This window comes from Streptomyces sp. NBC_00775 (genome assembly GCF_036347135.1).
Classification (GTDB): Bacteria; Actinomycetota; Actinomycetes; order Streptomycetales; family Streptomycetaceae; genus Streptomyces; species Streptomyces lutosisoli.
In genome coordinates this window covers 8237151-8255720 of the sequence record NZ_CP108938.1, presented here as the reverse complement: position 1 = coordinate 8255720, position 18570 = coordinate 8237151, and the positions used below count along the sequence as shown (strand labels likewise).

Here is an 18570-nt window from a genome sequence, read left to right as displayed (position 1 = left end):
GCGGCGGTGGGGCGACCCGCAACCGCAACGCGGTGTCCGACGGGCGAGCGGGCGTCAGCCCAGCGGACGTCCTTCTCACAGCGCCTCAAGCACCGGCGCGTCCGCCCGCCGGCAGGAGGCGACGGCAATGAGTGTCGAAGTTCGCCCTCCGAGCTGTGGAGGGTTCAACGACGGCGCGCAGTAGTCGAGATGCGTCGTTGAGCTGGAGTGGCGCTTCAGTCGGAACTTCCTGGGCGTCCCGCCATCGACCATGTCCGCCCTTTCAATGCGACTGTCTCCCCAACGCACCAGCGCCCTCCCGGGCCGTCCTGGGGCCGCGGAAGGGCGCTCGATGGTGACCGACGTCGACAACTGCCGACAGCTCAGCAGCAGTTCAGAGCATTGATCGATTAGGCAGCCGCAGGTCACGGCCGCCGGTGATCAGTTGTGGCTGTGCAGAACCTCGTTCAGCCCGCCCCACACCGCGTTGTTCGGCCGCGCCTCCACCGCTCCGGAGACCGAGTTGCGGCGGAAGAGGATGTTCGAGGCACCGGACAGCTCCCGCGCCTTGACGATCTGTCCGTCCGGCATGGTGACACGGGTACCGGCGGTGACGTACAGCCCCGCCTCGACCACACACTCGTCGCCGAGCGCGATACCGACGCCCGCCTCCGCACCGATGAGGCACCGCTCGCCGATGGTGATGCGGACGTTGCCGCCACCGGAGAGGGTGCCCATGGTGGAGGCGCCGCCACCGATGTCGGAACCGTCGCCGACCACGACACCGGCGGAGATACGGCCCTCGACCATCGACGTGCCGAGCGTGCCCGCGTTGAAGTTCACGAAGCCCTCGTGCATGACGGTCGTGCCCTCGGCGAGGTGCGCGCCGAGGCGGACGCGGTCGGCGTCGGCGATGCGGACGCCCTTGGGCGCCACGTAGTCCGTCATGCGCGGGAACTTGTCGATGGACGTCACCTGGAGGTGCAGGCCCTCGGCGCGGGCGTTCAGCCGGACCTTCTCGACGTCGTCGACAGCGACCGGGCCGAGCGAGGTCCAGGCGACATTGGCGAGGTGGCCGAAGATGCCGTCCAGGCTCTGGCCGTGCGGCCGCACCAGGCGGTGCGAGAGCAGGTGCAGACGCAGGTACGTGTCGTGCGCGTCGAGCGGCTTGTCGTCCAGCGAGGCGATGACCGTACGGACCGCGACCACTTCGACGCCACGGCGTGCGTCCGGGCCGATGGCCTTCGCCGCGCCCTCGCCGAGCAGCTCCACGGCCCGCTCGGCGGACAGCCGCTCGGTACCGGCCGGGCCGGGCTCGGCGGACAGCTCGGGGGCGGGGAACCAGGTGTCGAGAACAGTGCCGTCGGCGGTGAGGGTGGCGAGCCCGGCGGCGACGGCGCCGGTGGTACGAGTAGCAGTCGTGTCGGTCATGGGGAAAACCTAACTTGGCGGGGGCCGCCCGGGCGAACCGGTGGGCGAGGCGTCTCATGTGGCGGGCGAACCCGCCGTACGTCTCAGACGATCAGCCGGGACAGCGCCTCCCGCGCGTACTCCTCGTCGTAGGAAACGTCCGTCAGCAGCACCTGCAGACAGATCCCGTCCATCAGCGCGACCAGCGCCCGCGCGGTGAGCGGGTCCGTGCGGCGGGACAGCTGCTCGGCGAGATCCCGGGCCCACTGGTCGGCCACGGGCCGCAGCGCCGGCCGCCGCAGCGCCGCCAGATACAGCTCGTACTCCAGCTCGACCCCCGTCCGGTCGCCCGCGAGCCACTCCCCCATCCACCCGGCCAGCTCCTGGGCCAGGTCGGTCCGCGGATCCTCCAGGCCGCCGCGCGCGGCGATCACCTTGGCGAATCCCTCGTTGGCCTGACGCAGTGCGGCGACCATGAGTTCGTCGAGGGTCTTGAAGTGGTACGTGGTGGAGCCGAGCGGCACATCGGCCTCGGCGGCGACGGAGCGATGGCTCAGCCCGGCGAGGCCCTTCGCGCCCACGACACGGATCGCCGCGTCGATGATCCGCTGCCGCCGCTCGGGGTCGTACCGGCGCGCCATCAGTGCGCCCCGCCCAGGTTCAGCAGCACGACCCCGCCGATGATCAGCGCGATCCCGGCGACCTTGGCCGCGTTGAGCCCCTCCCCGAGGAACATCATGCCGATCGCGGCGATGACGGCGGTGCCGACGCCGGCCCAGATCGCGTAGGCCGTGCCGACCGAGACGGTCTTCAGGGTCTGGGCGAGCAGCGCGAACGCGATGACGTATCCGAGGCAGGTCACCAGCGACGGCCACAGCTTGCTGAAGCCCTCGCTGTACTTCATGGCGGTGGTGGCGCCCACTTCGGCGGCGATGGCTCCGGCGAGCAGCACATATCCCATGCGTACGAGTGTACACATCGATACGTACACCCGTACACAAAGTCGCCCCACAACCCCCGTAGGCACCACCCGACGCACCCGATATCGTTCGCGATCACAGTGGGGGCTGGAGTCACCGGACTCCCGGAGCATCGGAGCGCAAGAGCGATGTCGGACACATCGGGGTGGGGACCATCGGGGCCGTACGGCGGCCCTCCGGGCGGCTGGGGCTGGGCACCGCCGCCCCCTCCGCCCAAGCCGGGTGTCATACCCCTGGCACCGCTCGGCGTGGACACGGTCTTCGGCGGCGCCTTCGCGACGATGCGCCGGTACGCGAAGCCGCTGTTCGGGTTCGCCGTCCTGGTCAACCTCGCGCTGGCCGCGCTGATGGCGGGCGCGGCGGCCGTCGCGTACGCCACCGTGAGCGATCATCTGCACGCGCTCTACGACACGACCCGTGATCCGCGCTGGGCCGACTTCCGGCCCGTTCTGCTCGCCTTCGGCGCCGTGTGGGTCTTCGCGCTCGTGGGCCTGACGGCCGCGAGCGCCCTCGTCCAGGCCTCGTGCTCGGCGACCCTGCACGACGCCGTGCTCGGCCGGCGGGTCACCCTCGGCCAGATCTGGCGGCGGACCTGGCCGCGCACCCCGTCGGTGCTCGGCGTGACGCTGCTGCTCGGCCTGATCCTGATGATCCCGCTGCTGCTGTTCACCGCGGTGTTCGTCTCGTTCTTCCTGACCATGGTCCTGAACAGCGATCTGCCGTACGGCGTCTTCTTCCTGCTCATGCTGCTGGCCGTGCCGCTGGCCGTGTGGCTCTGGGTGCTGTTCTCCTTCGCCCCGGCGGCCGCCGTACTGGAGGCGGCGGGGCCCGTGCAGGCGTTGCGCCGCTCGGTGCGGCTGGTGCGCGGCGCGTGGTGGCGCACCTTCGGCATCACCCTGCTCGGCTCTCTGACGACGCTGATCCTGTCGCTCGCGATCCGGCTCCCGCTGACGTTCGCGATGCCCACCCCGCAGCCGTACGATCCCTCGTCGCCGACCGCCTCGGACGCGGCGGACGTCTGGGCGCAGAGCCTGCCGCACGCGGGCGTCTACCTGGTGCTCTCGCTGCTCGGAGGTCTCGTCACCCAGCTGTTCACCATGGTGTTCCTGCCGCTGATCTCGACCCTGCTCTACATCGACCAGCGCATCCGCAGGGAGGGGCTCGCGGACATACTCCTGCACGCCTCGGCGCCGCCTCAGCCGCCCGCGACGCCGGACTCGGCCCACGAGTGAGGCGGTAGGGGAGACGGCCGGGCCGGCGGTCTCCCCCGCGGCGCGGGCGACCGCCACCGGCCGAACACGCCACAACGGCACAGGCGATGAACAGCCAGGTCACAGCCTCGCCCGCGGTCCCGCCCGAAATTTCCGACGGATTCCTACGCACACGATTGACGCGCGTAGACGACACGCGTAGAACACCGTCCGTACATCGCCTCGTAACACCCAGCGCCTAGAAATCTCCGCGACCGGTCAACAGCACGTCCATGCACCAACTCGCCCCGCTCTTCCGCCCGTTGAAGGGACGCACATGGACAGAACGCTCAGGCTCGGCGCCCGCGTCACGGCTGCCGCTCTCATCGCGTCGGGGGCGCTCGTCGCCCTCCCCCAGACCGCGCAGGCGGCCACCGTCACGATCTCCGCCATCCAGGGTTCGACCCGGGTCTCCCCGTACAGCGGCTCCTCGGTCACCACCACCGGCATCGTCACCGCGATCCGCTCCACCGGCTCCTCGCGCGGCTTCTGGATCCAGAGCGCGAGCGGCGACGGCAACGCGGCGACCAGTGACGCGGTCTTCGTCTACAAGGGTTCGACGACGCCGAGCACGACGGTCGGCAACAGCGTCACGGTCACCGGCAAGGTCTCCGAGTACTACCCCGACACGGACGGCGGCAGCCAGTCGCTCACCGAGATCACCGGCGCGACCTGGACCACCAACTCCACCGGGAACACGCTGCCTTCGGCCACCACGATCAGCGACTCGACGGTCCCCGCCACCTACACGCGCACCAACAGCGGCGGCTCCATCAACTCGTACACGCTGGCCCCGACGACGTACGCCCTGGACTACTACGAGTCCCTGGAGGGCATGCGCGTCTCGGTCGGCAGCTCGCCCGTGGTCGGCCGGACCGACGAGTACAGCGAGCTGTGGGTCAACGTGAAGCCCTCGCAGGTGACTTCGGCGCGCGGCGGCTCGCTGTACTCCTCGTACAGCAGCCAGAACTCGGGCCGTGTCCAGATAAGCACGCTGCTGTCGTCCACCTTCCCGACGGCGAACGTCGGCGACACCCTCTCGGGCGCGACCGGCGTCATGGACTACATCGCGTACGGCGGCTACACCCTCCAGGCCACCACGCTCGGCACGCTGACCTCGGGCGGTATCGCCAAGGAGACCACGACGGCCCAGTCGACGAGCCAGCTCTCGGTGGCGACGTACAACGTGGAGAACCTCGACCCGACCGACGCCGCCTCGAAGTTCACGGCGCTCGCCTCGGGCATCGTGACCAACCTCAAGTCGCCCGACATCGTGGCCCTGGAGGAGGTCCAGGACAACAACGGCGCCACGGACGACGGCACGGTCGACGCGAGCACCACGCTCTCCACGCTGATCGCCGCGATCAAGACGGCGGGCGGTCCGACGTACTCGTACACCCAGATCAGCCCGACCAACGACGCCGACGGCGGTGAGACCGGCGGCAACATCCGCCAGGTCTTCCTCTACAACACCGCGCGCGTGGGCCTGACGTCACGCACCGGCGGCACCGCGACGACCGCGAACTCGGTGGTGAACAGCAGCGGTACGGCGCAGCTGAAGTACTCGCCCGGCCGGATCGATCCGACCAACTCGGCGTGGGACGCCAGCCGCAAGCCGCTCGCCGCGGAGTTCACCTTCAACGGCTCGACGTACTTCCTGATCGCCAACCACTTCGTCTCCAAGGGCGGCGACTACTCGCTGCACAGCCAGTACCAGGCCCCGACCCGCTCCTCGGAGACCCAGCGCACCACGCAGGCCGCGGCCGTCAACTCCTTCGTCGACTCGATCCTCGCGGTCCAGTCCTCGGCGAAGGTGATCGTCCTCGGCGACCTGAACGACTACCAGTTCTCGACCACCGCCACGACCCTTGAGGGCGGCGTACTGACCGACCTGGTGGACACCCTGCCGGCGTCGCAGCAGTACACGTACGTCTACGACGGCAACTCGCAGGTCCTCGACCACACCCTGGTCAGCTCCGCGATCACGTCGTACGACTACGACATCGTCCACATCAACAGCGAGTTCTCGGACCAGACCAGCGACCACGACCCGCAGGTCGTCCGGATCACTCCGTAGTCAACGGCCGGGCCAAGGGTCCGTCCGGTGGGTCCGTCCGGCGGGCCGGCCGGACAGACCCTAGGCCCTGAACTCGGACGTGGTCATCAACTGGCTGGCCACGGGACCCTGTTCACGCACTCGCGCCAAGCGGTCGAGCATCCGCCGCTTGGCGTGGGCGGCCCGTCGCAGGACCTCCACGCGCCGATAGCGCAGCAGTTCGGCGGGGTCGGGGCGGACGGCTCCGGCCAGTTCATAGCCGTACGAGGTGAGCCTGTCGCCCAACACGTCGTCGCACAGGGCGATCTGAGCAGGCGTCAGCCGAGTGGCCCAGTTCCCCGCCCTCGAGGTGTCCACCGCGCCGTGGGTGCGCCGGTGCCAGGTCTTCCGTGCGGGCACGGCCACCTCGGCCACCCGGTACGGCTCGCTCATCTCGGGGACGTACTCCTCCCCCAAGAACCCGCACACACCGCGCAGTTGTCCCTCGGGGTCGGCCACCAGGTCCTCGAAGCGCAGTTCGTGCCAGCTGCCGGATCCCAGCCTGCGGGAGTACTTGCGCGTGGTGTCCATGACCTGCGACCAGGTGGCCACGGCCTCATGGAAGCCGCGATGCCACCAGGGCATGCCGAGCAGCGAGGCGACACAGTCCCGTCCGTCCCGTACGAGATGGATGAACTGGGCGTCGGGGAAGAGCCGCAGGATCTCCGCCACGTGCAGCGCGTACGCGGGCCGCTTGTCCCCCCACCGGACCTTCCCGTGCTCCTCGGCGTACGCCTGGAGCGCGATCCCCAGCGCCGACCCGAGCGTGGGCGGCCCCTCGGTGATCCGCTCGGCCACGCGCCCGGGGTCCACCCCGAGCTCATGGAACCGCGTCTCCTTGCGCGCGGTGATCCACTGCGCGAGCCCGGCCCGGTTGCCGCGCTCCTTCAGATCACCGAAGCCCAGCCGCCCCTCGTAGGCGGGCAGCACGAACCGTGTCTCGGGCGGCAGCGCGATCCGTGGATGCGCGTGCAGCATCAGCTGCAGCAGTGTGGTCCCGGAGCGGGGACAGCCGAGAACGAAGACGGGGCGCAGGGAGTCAGACACGGTTCCACGCTGCCGCGACCCGATGAGGCCGGACTGGGATCACGCTGAGAATGCCGTGTGAACGCGCCGCACCCCGGGCCGGGCCGGGCCGGCACCGAGTTCCTGTGGACTTCCCATGGATCACCGAGGAATCGATCAGGCATCACTGGGATATCACTCGGGGATCGCTGGAGGATCACTGCGGGAAACGGCTGCTCGGACGTCACCGTGTCCACTACTGTTTCACCAGTCGCGCACATGGCCTCCACGGCTGCCGCCGTTCCGAGCGCCCGCGCCCCCCACTTGTGCTGAGACCAGTAGATCTCTTGTTACCGCGACCAGCCGACGAATCCGCGATCGCCACGGGCGACGCTGGAGGAACGCGCATGCCAGAAATAACGCCCGGGCCCGGGCCCGACCAGCCCGCTCACTCCACGGAGCTGGAGCCCTGGCGCCCCAGGCCACACGGCACGCCCTACCCCGTGCAGACGGATCTCGCCCCCGAACCCCCGGCGCCATGGGAGACCGGGCGAGTCACGGACGAGGGCCGGCTGCCCGGGACACGACGGCTCTGGCTGGCCGGCGGGCTGGCCGTGGCGGTGCTCATCGCCACGGCGACCGCAATCTCCCTACAGGACAATGGTTCTGACGACTCATCACAGAACCGGGCGAACGAGACCACCTCCGACACCGGCCTCCTGTTCCCGCCCGGTGCCTCCGCCGGAACGAGCGGCTCGACCCTGGCCCCGGCCGGCAAGAACGCCTTGGCCTCGCCCCAGTCCTCCCCCTCCGCCACCGCCTCGCGGGGTTCGGCCTCACCCAAGCCCTCGGGACAGGGTTCCGACGCCCAGCCCGCCCCCGGACAGTCGAAGCCCGCCTCGTCCAGCAAGTCCCCCTCCTCCACGCCGGCTTCCTCGCTGAAGTCGATCCGGTCGGTCAACTACCCCGACCGCTACTGGCACGTGAGCGACGGCGCCGTCCGGCTCGATCCGGTGGGTTCGGGCAGTTCGGCCACGACCAAGCAGGACGCCAGCTTCAAGCTGGTCGAGGGGCTCGCGAACTCCTCCTGCTACTCCTTCGCCACCACCGACGGCACCTACCTCCGCCACCGCAACTTCTCCCTGCGCGCCGACCGCGACGACGGCTCCGACCTCTTCGAGAAGGACGCCACCTTCTGCCCCCGGACGTCGTCGTACTCCGACGCCGTCATGCTGGAGTCGGTCAACTACCCGGGCCGCTATCTGCGCCACCGCAACTTCCAGCTCCGCCTGGACGCGTACGAGAACAGCACGCTCTATCGCGCGGACTCGGCGTTTCGTGTGGTGAAGGGCTGGGGCTGAACCCCGAGGGTTCACCGGCCCCCGGACGAGCCGGAAACCCTCGAAGGCCGCGCCCCCGCCGGATCAGTGCGTGAAGCACACCGAGTGCCGACGACGACGTGGGGCCCCGGTGCACACAGCACCGGGGCCCCACGGGCAGTACAGAGGACTCAGACGTTGAAGCCGAGCGCCCGAAGCTGCTCGCGACCGTCGTCCGTGATCTTGTCCGGACCCCACGGCGGCATCCAGACCCAGTTGATGCGGAGCTCGTTGACAAGGCCGTCCGTGGCGGACTTGGCCTGGTCCTCGATGACGTCGGTGAGCGGGCAGGCCGCGGACGTCAGGGTCATGTCGATCGTCGCGATGTTCGCGTCGTCGATGTGAATGCCGTAGATGAGGCCGAGGTTGACGACGTCGATGCCCAGTTCGGGGTCGACGACGTCGTACAGCGCCTCGCGGAGTTCTTCCTCCGAGGCCGGCTTCGTCGTCAAGGTCTCGTTCTCGCTCATGCCGTCTTCCTCTCGGCGCTCTCGCCCAGAGCCTGGGCCGTCGCGTCCTTCCACGCCATCCAGCTCAGGAGAGCGCACTTCACCCGGGCCGGGTACTTGGAGACACCGGCGAACGCGACCGCGTCCTCCAGCACCTCCTCCATCGCGTCGTCGGGCTCGATCCGGCCCTTGGACTGCATCAGCTCCAGGAAGGTCTCCTGGATCTTCTGCCCCTCGGCCAGGTCCTTGCCGACCAGGAGCTCGTTGAGCACGGAGGCCGAGGCCTGGCTGATGGAGCAGCCCTGGCCCTCGTACGAGATGTCCGCGATCCGCTCGCCGTCGTACTTCACGCGCAGCGTGATCTCGTCGCCGCACGTCGGGTTGACGTGGTGCACCTCGGCATCGCCATCCCGCAAGCCCCGCCCGTGCGGGTGCTTGTAGTGGTCCAGGATGACTTCCTGGTACATCGAATCAAGCTTCACGTCTCAGCCGCTCCTCAGCCGAAGAAATTCCGGACGTGCTCCAAGCCGTCGACCAGTGCGTCGATCTCGGCCGGCGTGGAGTACAGATAGAACGACGCTCGCGTGGTCGCAGGAATTCCGTAGCGCAGGCAGACCGGGCGGGCGCAGTGGTGGCCGACCCGGACCGCGATGCCCTGCTCGTCCAGGACCTGGCCCACGTCGTGCGGGTGGATGTCACCCAGCGTGAACGAGATCGCCGCGCCGCGGTCCTCGGCCGTGGTCGGGCCGATGATCCGCAGGTCCGGGACCTCCAGGAGCCGCTTCACCGCGTACTCGGTGAGCGCGTGCTCGTGGGCGAGGATCTTGTCCATGCCGATCGAGGTCAGATAGTCGATCGCCGCGCCGAGACCGACCGCCTGCGCGATCGGCGGGGTGCCGGCCTCGAACTTGTGCGGTGCCGGGGCGTACGTCGACGAGTGCATCGACACGGTCTCGATCATCTCGCCGCCGCCGAGGAACGGCGGCAGGTCCTCGAGCAGCTCCTGGCGGCCCCAGAGGACGCCGATGCCCGTCGGACCGCACATCTTGTGGCCGGTGAAGGCCACGAAGTCGGCCTGGAGGGCCTGGACGTCCATCGGCATGTGCGGCGCGGCCTGCGAGGCGTCGATCAGGACCAGGGCGCCGACCTCCTGGGCGCGGCGCACTATCGCCTCGACCGGGTTCACGGTGCCCAGGATGTTCGACACCAGCACGAAGGAGACGATCTTCGTCTTCTCCGTGATGATCTCGTTGATGTTCGAGAGGTCGAGACGGCCGTCGTCGGTCAGGCCGAACCACTTCAGCTTCGCGCCCGTGCGCTGCGAGAGCAGCTGCCACGGCACGATGTTGGAGTGGTGCTCCATCTCCGTGATGACGATCTCGGTCTCGTGGTCCACGCGGTAGGGCTCGTCGGCCCAGCCCAGCATGTTGGCCACGAGGTTGAGCGACTCGGAGGCGTTCTTGGTGAAGATCACCTCGTCGCGGCTCGGCGCGTTGATGAACGCGGCGACCTTGTCGCGCGCGCCCTCGTACAGCGCCGTGGCCTCCTCGGCGAGCACATGCACACCGCGGTGGACGTTGGCGTTGTAGCGCTCGTAGTAGCCACTGAGGGCGTCCAGTACCTGGCGCGGCTTCTGCGAAGTCGCCGCGTTGTCCAGGTACACAAGCTTCTTACCGTCGTGGACCAGGCGGTCCAGGATGGGGAAGTCCTTGCGGATCGCCTCGGTGTCGAGGAGGCCCGGCAGCTGCGTCACGCGGATACGCCACCCTTCGTGTAAGCCTCGTAGCCCTCGTTCTCCAGCTTGTCGGCGAGCTCGGCGCCGCCGGACTCGACGATACGGCCGGCGGAGAAGACGTGGACGAAGTCGGGCTTGATGTAGCGCAGGATGCGCGTGTAGTGCGTAATCAGCATGGTGCCGACCTCGCCGGTCTCGCGAACGCGGTTGACGCCCTCGGAGACGATGCGCAGGGCGTCGACGTCCAGGCCGGAGTCGGTCTCGTCGAGGATCGCGATCTTCGGCTTGAGGAGCTCCAGCTGAAGGATCTCGTGGCGCTTCTTCTCACCGCCGGAGAAGCCCTCGTTCACGTTGCGCTCGGCGAAGGCGGGGTCCATGGAGAGGCGCTCCATGGTCTCCTTGACCTCCTTGACCCAGGTACGCAGCTTGGGGGCCTCGCCGCGGATCGCCGTGGCGGACGTACGCAGGAAGTTGGAGACCGAGACGCCGGGGACCTCGACCGGGTACTGCATCGCCAGGAACAGGCCCGCGCGGGCGCGCTCGTCGACGGACATCTCCAGGACGTTCTCGCCGTCGAGGGTGACGGTGCCGCCGGTGATCGTGTACTTGGGGTGGCCCGCGAGGGAGTAGGCGAGGGTCGACTTGCCGGAGCCGTTGGGGCCCATGATGGCGTGCGTCTCGCCCTGCTTCACGGTCAGGTCGACGCCCTTGAGGATCTCCTTCGTGGCGTTGTCGGCCTCGACGGTGACGTGCAGGTCGTGGATTTCAAGCGTTGCCATGGGTTCCTCAGGACTCCTGGGTGAGGGAGACGAGTACGTCGTCCCCTTCGATCTTTACGGGGTATACGGGGACGGGGCGCGTCGCGGGAAGACCGGACGGCTTGCCGGTGCGGAGGTCGAACGCGGAGCCGTGCAGCCAGCACTCGATCTGGCAGTCCTCCACCTCGCCCTCGGAGAGCGAGACGTTCGCGTGCGAGCAGATGTCGTTGATCGCGAACACCTCCCCCTCGGTCTTCACGACCGAGACCGGCGTGCCGTCGAGTTCCACCCTCTTCGGGGTGTCCTCTTCCAGCTCGCTCAGCCCACAGGCGCGTAGGAACGTCGACGAGGCAGTCATCAGACCGACGCCTCCAGCTCCTCGTCGATCCTGACGAGAAGGCGCTCCTGGATGTCGGCGACACCGATCTGCTGGACCAGCTCGGCGAAGAAGCCGCGGACCACCAGACGGCGGGCCTCGTCGGCGGGGATGCCGCGGGCCATCAGATAGAAGAGCTGCTCGTCGTCGAAGCGGCCGGTCGCGGAGGCGTGTCCGGCGCCGACGATCTCGCCGGTCTCGATCTCCAGGTTCGGCACGGAGTCGACGCGGGCGCCGTCGGTCAGAACCAGGTTGCGGTTCATCTCGTACGTGTCCGTGCCCTCGGCCTTGGCCTCGATGAGGACGTCGCCGATCCACACCGCGTGGGCGCCCTCGCCCTGGAGCGCGCCCTTGTAGGCGACGTTCGACTTGCAGTGCGGGGTGTTGTGGTCGACGAGGAGACGGTGCTCCTGGTGCTGGCCGGCGTCCGTGAAGTACAGGCCGAAGAGCTCGGCCTCGCCACCGGTGCCGGCGTAGGCGACGCGCGGGTGGAGGCGTACGAGGTCGCCGCCGAAGGTGACCACGAACGACTTGAAGGTGGCGTCGCGGCCGATCAGCGCGTTGTGCTGGCCGACGTGCACGGCCTTGTCGTCCCAGTCCTGGACGGAGACGACGGTGAGCTTGGCGCCGTCGCCGAGGATGTAGTCGACGTTGGCGGCGAGTACGGCGTCACCGGTGTGGTCGATGACGACGACGGCCTCGGCGAAGGCTCCGAGCTCCACGACCTGGTGGCCGTAGGCGACCCCGCCCTCGCCGTGCACGGCGATACGGATCGGCTCGGTGAGCACCGTCTCCTTGGGGACGGTGACGACACCGGCCTTCTCGAACGCCGAGTACGCCTGGGCGGCGATGCGGTCCACCGGGGTGCCGGCCTTGCCGAGCCGGGCGTCGTCACGGCCGACGGTCTCCACGATGACGCCCTCGGGCGCCTCGATGCCGACCTTCACGCCGTCGCCGGTGGCGACCGCGGTGCCGTCGTGCAGCCCGCGCAGGCGCTCCAGCGGGGTGAACCGCCACTCCTCCTCGCGGCCGTGGGGGACGGGGAAGTCCGCCACGTCGAAGGACGGGGGCGCGCTCATGCGCGTGGCGACGGTCGACTCGGCGGCCACCGCGATCTGTCCGGCGGTGGTGGACCCCACCGGGATGTTCTGAGCCTCAGCCATGGCTGTCGGTCTGCTCTCTTTCCTACGTCGGAATTCGCTAGCTGCTTACGGAAGACCGGTCTTAACCGACCGCGCCTTCCATCTGCAGCTCGATCAGCCGGTTGAGCTCAAGGGCGTACTCCATGGGCAGCTCCTTGGCGATCGGCTCGACGAAGCCGCGCACGATCATCGCCATCGCCTCGAACTCGGTCATGCCCCGGCTCATCAGGTAGAAGAGCTGGTCGTCGCTGACCTTGGAGACGGTCGCCTCATGGCCCATGGACACGTCGTCCTCGCGGACGTCCACGTACGGGTACGTGTCGGAGCGGGAGATGGTGTCGACGAGCAGCGCGTCGCACAGCACGTTCGACTTGGAGCCGTGAGCGCCCTCGCCGATCTCGACGAGACCGCGGTACGACGTACGACCGCCACCGCGCGCCACGGACTTCGACACGATGTTCGACGACGTGTTCGGCGCCATGTGGACCATCTTGGAGCCGGCGTCCTGGTGCTGGCCCTCGCCCGCGAAGGCGATGGACAGGGTCTCGCCCTTGGCGTGCTCGCCCATCAGGTAGACGGCCGGGTACTTCATGGTGACCTTGGAACCGATGTTGCCGTCGATCCACTCCATGGTCGCGCCCTCGTACGCCACGGCGCGCTTGGTGACCAGGTTGTAGACGTTGTTCGACCAGTTCTGGATGGTCGTGTAGCGGCAGCGGGCGCCCTTCTTCACGATGATCTCGACGACCGCGGAGTGCAGGGAGTCCGACTTGTAGATCGGGGCCGTACAACCCTCGACGTAGTGGACGTAGGCGTCCTCGTCGACGATGATCAGCGTCCGCTCGAACTGGCCCATGTTCTCCGTGTTGATACGGAAGTAGGCCTGGAGCGGGATCTCGACGTGCACGCCCTTCGGCACGTAGATGAAGGAGCCACCGGACCACACGGCGGTGTTCAGCGACGCGAACTTGTTGTCGCCGACCGGGATGACCGTGCCGAAGTACTCCTTGAAGAGCTCCGGGTGCTCCTTCAGAGCGGTGTCGGTGTCGAGGAAGATGACACCCTGCTCCTCCAGGTCCTCGCGGATCTGGTGGTAGACGACCTCGGACTCGTACTGGGCCGCGACACCGGCGACGAGGCGCTGCTTCTCCGCCTCCGGGATGCCGAGCTTGTCGTACGTGTTCTTGATGTCCTCGGGCAGGTCCTCCCAGGACTCCGCCTGCTTCTCCGTGGAGCGCACGAAGTACTTGATGTTGTCGAAGTCGATGCCGGAGAGGTCCGAGCCCCAGTTCGGCATGGGCTTCTTCTCGAAAAGGCGCAGGCCCTTGAGGCGGAGCTTGGTCATCCACTCCGGCTCGGACTTCTTCCCGGAGATGTCGCGGACGACGTCCTCGTTGATACCGCGCTTGGCAGAGGCACCGGCCACGTCGGAGTCGGCCCAGCCGTATTCGTACGTGCCCAGACCCTCGAGCTCAGGGTGGGCAGTCTCCTCGATGGGGAGCGTCATGCGGGGTTCCTCCCGGCGGTGCTTGCAGATGCGTTATGTGTGGTCTTGGGGATAAACGTGGTGCATACGCCATCGCCGTGGGCGATGGTGGCCAGCCGCTGGACATGGGTGCCGAGCAGCTGGGAGAAGATCTCGGTCTCCGCCTCGCACAGCTGCGGGAACTGCTCGGCGACATGGGCGACCGGGCAGTGGTGCTGGCAGAGCTGCTCACCAACCGGTGCGTTACGCGCCGTAGCAGCGTACCCGTCCACGCTCAAGGCCTTGGCCAGCGCTTCGGTGCGCTCCTCGGGGGCGGCGGCTTCGACGGCCTTGCGGTACGCGTCGGCCTGGGCAGCCATCCTGGCGCGGGCGAAGGCGACGACGGCCTCGTCCCCGCCCTCGCGCGCCGCGATCCAGCGCAGCGCGTCCGCGGCGAGCTTGTCGTAGGACTGGTCGAAGGCGTCGCGGCCGCAGTCGGTCAGGGCGAACACCTTGGCGGGACGGCCGCGCGTACGCGCTCCGTAGACCCGCTGCTCACGTGCTTCCACGACCTCGTCGGCGACGAGTACGTCGAGATGACGGCGTACGGCGGCCGGGGTCAGGCCCAGTCGTCCCGCGAGGTCGGTGACGGTCGAGGGGCCGTGGTCCAGGATGGACCGCGCGACCCGGTTGCGCGTCGAGCGCTCCCCGGTCGTGAGTTCCTCCTGCGGGGTCCCCGTGGGGGTCTCCCGAGCCTCGCGAACGTTTTTCACAACGCCATTGTTGCGTAATTCCTCAGAGCCTGACAAGCCGCGTCCTGAGGGGTGGACGGTGCCGTGCATCACTTAGGTATACCTAAGGTGACCTGGGGAAATGATCTTTGATCGATCAATTGGGTGGCGCGCCGCCCGGCTCTCGGGGAGACTGCCGGACCATGCCGACACCCCCACCGACCGGCCCACTCGTCACTCGGGACACCGTCGCCGCACACCTTCTCTCGCTGGGCGTACAGCCAGGAGAAACGCTTCTCGTGCACTCCTCCCTGAGCGCCCTGGGGTGGGTCAACGGCGGCCCGGTCGCCGTCGTCCAGGGACTGCTCGACGCCCTGGGCCCCGACGGCACTCTGGTGGTCCCGACCCAGTCCGGAGAACTCTCCGATCCGGCACTGTGGAGCAATCCGCCCGTGCCCGAGGAGTGGTGGTCGACCATCCGGGCGACGATGCCCGCGTACGACCCCCGGGTGACGCCCTCCCGGAGGGTCGGCGTGATCCCGGAGACCGTACGGAACTGGCCCGGCGCCCTGCGCAGCGCGCACCCGGAGACCTCGTTCGCGGCGCTCGGCCCGCGCGCGGCGGCGGTCATCGAGGGCCACGCGCCCGACTGCCGGCTCGGCGAGCGCAGCCCGCTGGCCCGTCTGGAGGCCGACGGCGCCCGGATCCTGCTGCTCGGTGCCGGCTACGGCACCTGCACGAGCTTCCACCTGGCCGAGTACCGCGTTCCGTCGCCCGTCGTCGAGGTGGGACGCCCCTCCCCGACGGGCTGGGAAGTGGTGCGGGAGATATCGATCACCTCCGACCGCTTCGACGAGCTCGGCTCCGACTTCGAGCGGGACCGTCCCGTCGTACGGGGCAAGGTGGGCGCGGCCGACGCACGGCTGTTCCCGGTGGCCGACGCGGTGGCGTACGCGGAGCGCTGGCTGGCGCTGCACCGGCCACGGGACCAGTACGTGGATGCGGCCCCCGGCGCCCCCGCACCTCGACGGCGTCCTTAGACTTGCGCCTCATGCGAAGCGAGCCCGTGGTCCAGGTCCAGGCACTGGTGAAGCGGTACGGCACGAAGACCGCGGTGGACGGCCTCGACCTGGCGGCCAAGGCGGGAATCACCGCCGTACTCGGGCCCAATGGCGCGGGCAAGACGACCACGGTCGAGACCTGCGAGGGGTACCGGAAGCCGGACTCCGGCACGGTGCGCGTCCTGGGCCTCGACCCGGCGAGACAGTCCGCGGAACTGCACTCCCGCATCGGCGTGATGCTCCAGTCCGGCGGCGTCTACTCGGGCGCCCGCGCCGACGAGATGCTCCGGCATGTCGCGAAGCTCCACGCCCACCCCCTGGACGTGGACGCGCTCATCGAGCGGCTCGGCCTGGGCAGCTGCGGCCGCACCACCTACCGGCGCCTCTCCGGCGGCCAGCAGCAGCGCCTCGCGCTGGCGATGGCCGTGGTCGGCCGCCCCGAACTGGTCTTCCTCGACGAGCCGACCGCGGGCCTCGACCCGCAGGCCCGGCACGCGACCTGGGACCTGGTCCGCGATCTGCGCGGCGACGGCGTCTCCGTCATCCTCACCACGCACTACATGGACGAGGCCGAACAGCTCGCCGACGACGTCGCGATCATCGACGCCGGCAAGGTCATCGCCCAGGGCTCGCCCGAGGAGCTGTGCCGCGGCGGCGCCGAGAACACCCTGCGCTTCACCGGCCGCCCCGGGCTCGACGTCGGGTCCCTGCTGAAGGCCCTCCCGGCCGACTCCACGGCCGCCGAGCTGACGCCGGGCGCCTACCGGGTGGGCGGCAAGGTCGATCCCCAGCTGCTGGCGACGGTGACGTCCTGGTGCGCGCAGCACGGGGTGATGCCGGAGAAGATCTCGGTCGAACGCCACACTCTTGAAGACGTCTTCCTCGAACTGACCGGCAAGGAGCTGCGTTCGTGACCATCGCCGGTACGTACACCCCGAAGCCCAGTGCGGCCCCCCTGCCCCGCATGATCGCGGCGCAGGCCGCCTTCGAGACGAGGATGCTCCTCCGCAACGGCGAGCAGCTCCTGTTGACGGTCGTCATCCCGACGCTGCTGCTCGTGCTGTTCAGCTCGGTCGACATCGTCGACACGGGCAAGGGCGAGGCGGTCGACTTCCTGACCCCCGGCATCCTGGCGCTCGCCGTGATGTCGACGGCGTTCACGGGCCAGGCGATCGCCACGGGTTTCGAGCGGCGCTACGGCGTCCTGAAGCGGCTCGCCGCCTCGCCGCTCCCCCGCTGGGGCCTGATGACCGCGAAGACGGCATCCGTGCTGGTCACGGAGGCCCTCCAGATCGTCCTGCTGACGGTGATCGCCTTCGCCCTGGGCTGGTCACCGCACGGCAACCCCCTCGCCGTACTGCTCCTGCTGATCCTCGGCACGGCAGCCTTCTCGGGCCTCGGCCTGCTGATGGCGGGCACGCTGAAGGCCGAGGCGACCCTGGCCGCCGCCAACCTGGTCTTTCTGCTCCTGCTGGTCGGCGGCGGTGTGATCGTCCCCATGGACAAGTTCCCCTCCGGCGCCCAGGACGTCCTCGGTCTCCTGCCGATCTCGGCGCTCTCGGACGGGCTGCGGGATGTCCTTCAGCACGGGGCGGGGATGCCGTGGGGCGACCTCGGGATCCTGGCCGTGTGGGCGGTGGTCGGCCTGGGAGCCGCGGGGAAGTTCTTCCGCTGGGAGTAGTCCGGACTAGCGATTTGCGTAGGTGCGGGGCCCTCGTGAAGACATGCACAAGCGGCCCCCTACGATGGTGCGCGTGCCAAACGTGACCCGAGCCGATGCCCTGAGCGCGGTGAGCAACCCGCTCGCCTTCATCGCCGAACGCTGGACCCCGACACCCCGGACGGTGCGGCGGGCGGCCCTCGCCGCGCTCGTCATGTCGGTGGTCATCGTCGTCACCGGCGGCGCCGTGCGGCTGACCGGCTCCGGGCTCGGCTGCCCGACCTGGCCCAAGTGCACCGACGACTCGCTGACCACCACGAGCGCGATGGGCTTCCACGGGGTCATCGAGTTCGGCAACCGCATGCTCACGTACGTCCTGTGCGCGGCGGTCGGCTGGGCGATCATCGCCGCGCGCTCGCAGAAGCCGTGGCGGCGGAGCCTGACCCGGCTGGGCTGGGCCCAGTTCTGGATCGTCATGAGCAACGCGATCCTCGGCGGCATCGTCGTCCTGGTCGGCCTCAACCCCTACACGGTCGCCGCCCACTTCCTGCTCTCCACCGCGCTCATCACCGTCGCGGCGGTCATGTGGCAGCGCACCCGCGAGGGCGACGGCGAGCCGCGCCCCCTCGTCGGCGCGTCGGTGCGCCAGCTCGTCTGGTTCCTGGTCACCGCCGCCATCCTGCTGATCGCGGTCGGCACGGTCGTCACCGGCGCCGGCCCGCACGCGGGCGACTCCAGCGAGGTCAACCGGATCCCCATCAGCTGGGAGACGGTCGCCAAGCTGCACGCCGTGCTGGCCTGGATCGTCGTGACGCTGACCTTCGCCCTGTGGTTCGTCCTCAAGGCGGTCGACGCCCCCAAGGGCCCCCTGCACCGCACCCGCGACCTGTTCCTCGTCCTCCTCTCCCAGGGCGCCATCGGCTACGTCCAGTACTTCACGGACCTCCCCGAGGCCCTGGTCGCCCTCCACATGTTCGGCTCCTGCCTGGTGTGGATCGCGGTCCTCCGCGTCCTGCTGGCGCTGCGCGAACGCCCGGACGTCGTGGCGGACCTGCCGGGTCCTTCGGCGGAATCGGCGCTTACGCGCGCGTAGGC

19 protein-coding genes are annotated in these 18570 nt (G+C 69.2%); 7 read left to right on the top strand and 12 right to left on the bottom strand.

Annotation, left to right across the window (positions count from 1 at the left end; all coding sequences use genetic code 11):
- Nucleotides 1-420: 420 nt before the first annotated feature.
- The 3 genes from dapD to OIC96_RS36630 all read right to left on the bottom strand — a co-directional run bounded on the left by dapD (nucleotide 421) and on the right by OIC96_RS36630 (nucleotide 2350).
- Nucleotides 421-1410, bottom strand: coding sequence for a 2,3,4,5-tetrahydropyridine-2,6-dicarboxylate N-succinyltransferase (dapD, locus tag OIC96_RS36640; RefSeq protein ID WP_330303717.1), 990 nt, complete (start codon nucleotides 1408-1410; stop codon nucleotides 421-423).
- An 83-nt stretch (nucleotides 1411-1493) separates the two neighbouring features.
- Complete coding sequence (locus OIC96_RS36635) at nucleotides 1494-2030, bottom strand: TetR/AcrR family transcriptional regulator (RefSeq protein WP_330303718.1); 537 nt, start codon at nucleotides 2028-2030, stop codon at nucleotides 1494-1496.
- On the bottom strand, nucleotides 2030-2350 hold the full coding sequence (locus OIC96_RS36630; protein ID WP_330303719.1) for a DMT family transporter: 321 nt from the start codon (nucleotides 2348-2350) through the stop codon (nucleotides 2030-2032). Before OIC96_RS36630 ends, OIC96_RS36635 begins: the two co-directional genes overlap by 1 nt.
- A gap of 147 nt (nucleotides 2351-2497) precedes the next feature.
- Between OIC96_RS36630 and OIC96_RS36625 the strand changes: the two genes are divergently transcribed.
- Both OIC96_RS36625 and OIC96_RS36620 read left to right on the top strand, forming a co-directional pair.
- A complete protein-coding gene (locus tag OIC96_RS36625; RefSeq protein ID WP_330303720.1) occupies nucleotides 2498-3601 on the top strand; it encodes a DUF7847 domain-containing protein in 1104 nt (367 codons plus the stop codon).
- 295 nt (nucleotides 3602-3896) lie between these two features.
- On the top strand, nucleotides 3897-5696 hold the full coding sequence (locus OIC96_RS36620) for an endonuclease/exonuclease/phosphatase family protein (protein ID WP_330303721.1): 1800 nt from the start codon (nucleotides 3897-3899) through the stop codon (nucleotides 5694-5696).
- 60 nt (nucleotides 5697-5756) lie between these two features.
- On the opposite strand, the gene OIC96_RS36615 is transcribed toward OIC96_RS36620, so the two are convergent.
- Nucleotides 5757-6761, bottom strand: a complete 1005-nt coding sequence (locus OIC96_RS36615) for a sulfotransferase family protein (RefSeq protein ID WP_330303722.1) — start codon at nucleotides 6759-6761, stop codon at nucleotides 5757-5759.
- A 365-nt stretch (nucleotides 6762-7126) separates the two neighbouring features.
- On the opposite strand from OIC96_RS36615, the gene OIC96_RS36610 reads away from it, so the two are divergent.
- Nucleotides 7127-8080: an AbfB domain-containing protein gene (locus OIC96_RS36610; RefSeq protein WP_330303723.1), complete on the top strand. Its 954-nt coding sequence runs from the start codon at nucleotides 7127-7129 to the stop codon at nucleotides 8078-8080.
- Between the two features lie 149 nt (nucleotides 8081-8229).
- On the opposite strand, the gene OIC96_RS36605 is transcribed toward OIC96_RS36610, so the two are convergent.
- The 8 genes from OIC96_RS36605 to OIC96_RS36570 form a co-directional block, all read right to left on the bottom strand.
- Entirely contained in the window at nucleotides 8230-8568 is a 339-nt protein-coding gene (locus tag OIC96_RS36605; protein ID WP_028803403.1) for a metal-sulfur cluster assembly factor, read from the bottom strand.
- Nucleotides 8565-9029 carry a Fe-S cluster assembly sulfur transfer protein SufU gene (gene sufU / locus OIC96_RS36600; protein ID WP_330303724.1) on the bottom strand — a complete coding sequence of 155 codons (465 nt, stop codon included), beginning with the start codon at nucleotides 9027-9029 and terminating at the stop codon, nucleotides 8565-8567. The genes OIC96_RS36605 and sufU overlap by 4 nt, the downstream gene beginning before the upstream one ends.
- A 14-nt stretch (nucleotides 9030-9043) precedes the next feature.
- Nucleotides 9044-10300, bottom strand: a complete 1257-nt coding sequence (locus OIC96_RS36595) for a cysteine desulfurase (protein ID WP_327427830.1) — start codon at nucleotides 10298-10300, stop codon at nucleotides 9044-9046.
- On the bottom strand, nucleotides 10297-11061 hold the full coding sequence (sufC, locus tag OIC96_RS36590) for a Fe-S cluster assembly ATPase SufC (RefSeq protein ID WP_330303725.1): 765 nt from the start codon (nucleotides 11059-11061) through the stop codon (nucleotides 10297-10299). The genes OIC96_RS36595 and sufC overlap by 4 nt, the downstream gene beginning before the upstream one ends.
- A 7-nt stretch (nucleotides 11062-11068) precedes the next feature.
- Complete coding sequence (locus tag OIC96_RS36585) at nucleotides 11069-11398, bottom strand: bifunctional 3-phenylpropionate/cinnamic acid dioxygenase ferredoxin subunit (protein WP_124004478.1); 330 nt, start codon at nucleotides 11396-11398, stop codon at nucleotides 11069-11071.
- Nucleotides 11398-12579 carry a Fe-S cluster assembly protein SufD gene (sufD, locus tag OIC96_RS36580; protein WP_330303726.1) on the bottom strand — a complete coding sequence of 394 codons (1182 nt, stop codon included), beginning with the start codon at nucleotides 12577-12579 and terminating at the stop codon, nucleotides 11398-11400. The genes OIC96_RS36585 and sufD overlap by 1 nt, the downstream gene beginning before the upstream one ends.
- Before the next feature lie 61 nt (nucleotides 12580-12640).
- Complete coding sequence (sufB, locus tag OIC96_RS36575; RefSeq protein ID WP_330303727.1) at nucleotides 12641-14065, bottom strand: Fe-S cluster assembly protein SufB; 1425 nt, start codon at nucleotides 14063-14065, stop codon at nucleotides 12641-12643.
- Complete coding sequence (locus OIC96_RS36570; protein WP_330303728.1) at nucleotides 14062-14796, bottom strand: helix-turn-helix transcriptional regulator; 735 nt, start codon at nucleotides 14794-14796, stop codon at nucleotides 14062-14064. Before OIC96_RS36570 ends, sufB begins: the two co-directional genes overlap by 4 nt.
- 161 nt (nucleotides 14797-14957) lie before the next feature.
- Between OIC96_RS36570 and OIC96_RS36565 the strand changes: the two genes are divergently transcribed.
- The 4 genes from OIC96_RS36565 (at nucleotide 14958) to OIC96_RS36550 (ending at nucleotide 18568) form a co-directional block, all read left to right on the top strand.
- On the top strand, nucleotides 14958-15794 hold the full coding sequence (locus OIC96_RS36565) for an aminoglycoside N(3)-acetyltransferase (protein WP_330303729.1): 837 nt from the start codon (nucleotides 14958-14960) through the stop codon (nucleotides 15792-15794).
- Nucleotides 15795-15805: 11 nt separating this feature from the next.
- Nucleotides 15806-16729, top strand: a complete 924-nt coding sequence (locus tag OIC96_RS36560; RefSeq protein WP_330303730.1) for an ABC transporter ATP-binding protein — start codon at nucleotides 15806-15808, stop codon at nucleotides 16727-16729.
- 50 nt (nucleotides 16730-16779) lie between these two features.
- Nucleotides 16780-17496 carry an ABC transporter permease gene (locus tag OIC96_RS36555; protein ID WP_330310053.1) on the top strand — a complete coding sequence of 239 codons (717 nt, stop codon included), beginning with the start codon at nucleotides 16780-16782 and terminating at the stop codon, nucleotides 17494-17496.
- A 64-nt stretch (nucleotides 17497-17560) separates the two neighbouring features.
- A complete protein-coding gene (locus OIC96_RS36550; protein WP_330303731.1) occupies nucleotides 17561-18568 on the top strand; it encodes a COX15/CtaA family protein in 1008 nt (335 codons plus the stop codon).
- The last annotated feature ends 2 nt before the right edge of the window (nucleotides 18569-18570 follow it).

What these genes read in the sequence shown, in the direction of transcription:
- OIC96_RS36610 (WP_330303723.1), top strand. Translation starts at nt 7,127, where the DNA reads ATGCCAGAAATAACGCCCGGGCCCGGGCCCGACCAGCCCGCTCACTCC.
- OIC96_RS36635 (WP_330303718.1), bottom strand. Translation starts at nt 2,030, where the DNA reads ATGGCGCGCCGGTACGACCCCGAGCGGCGGCAGCGGATCATCGACGCG.
- OIC96_RS36630 (WP_330303719.1), bottom strand. Translation starts at nt 2,350, where the DNA reads ATGGGATATGTGCTGCTCGCCGGAGCCATCGCCGCCGAAGTGGGCGCC.
- OIC96_RS36605 (WP_028803403.1), bottom strand. Translation starts at nt 8,568, where the DNA reads ATGAGCGAGAACGAGACCTTGACGACGAAGCCGGCCTCGGAGGAAGAA.
- sufD (WP_330303726.1), bottom strand. Translation starts at nt 12,579, where the DNA reads ATGGCTGAGGCTCAGAACATCCCGGTGGGGTCCACCACCGCCGGACAG.
- OIC96_RS36565 (WP_330303729.1), top strand. Translation starts at nt 14,958, where the DNA reads ATGCCGACACCCCCACCGACCGGCCCACTCGTCACTCGGGACACCGTC.
- sufB (WP_330303727.1), bottom strand. Translation starts at nt 14,065, where the DNA reads ATGACGCTCCCCATCGAGGAGACTGCCCACCCTGAGCTCGAGGGTCTG.
- OIC96_RS36585 (WP_124004478.1), bottom strand. Translation starts at nt 11,398, where the DNA reads ATGACTGCCTCGTCGACGTTCCTACGCGCCTGTGGGCTGAGCGAGCTG.
- OIC96_RS36555 (WP_330310053.1), top strand. Translation starts at nt 16,780, where the DNA reads ATGATCGCGGCGCAGGCCGCCTTCGAGACGAGGATGCTCCTCCGCAAC.
- OIC96_RS36625 (WP_330303720.1), top strand. Translation starts at nt 2,498, where the DNA reads ATGTCGGACACATCGGGGTGGGGACCATCGGGGCCGTACGGCGGCCCT.
- OIC96_RS36620 (WP_330303721.1), top strand. Translation starts at nt 3,897, where the DNA reads ATGGACAGAACGCTCAGGCTCGGCGCCCGCGTCACGGCTGCCGCTCTC.
- OIC96_RS36550 (WP_330303731.1), top strand. Translation starts at nt 17,561, where the DNA reads ATGGTGCGCGTGCCAAACGTGACCCGAGCCGATGCCCTGAGCGCGGTG.
- OIC96_RS36560 (WP_330303730.1), top strand. Translation starts at nt 15,806, where the DNA reads ATGCGAAGCGAGCCCGTGGTCCAGGTCCAGGCACTGGTGAAGCGGTAC.
- sufC (WP_330303725.1), bottom strand. Translation starts at nt 11,061, where the DNA reads ATGGCAACGCTTGAAATCCACGACCTGCACGTCACCGTCGAGGCCGAC.
- dapD (WP_330303717.1), bottom strand. Translation starts at nt 1,410, where the DNA reads ATGACCGACACGACTGCTACTCGTACCACCGGCGCCGTCGCCGCCGGG.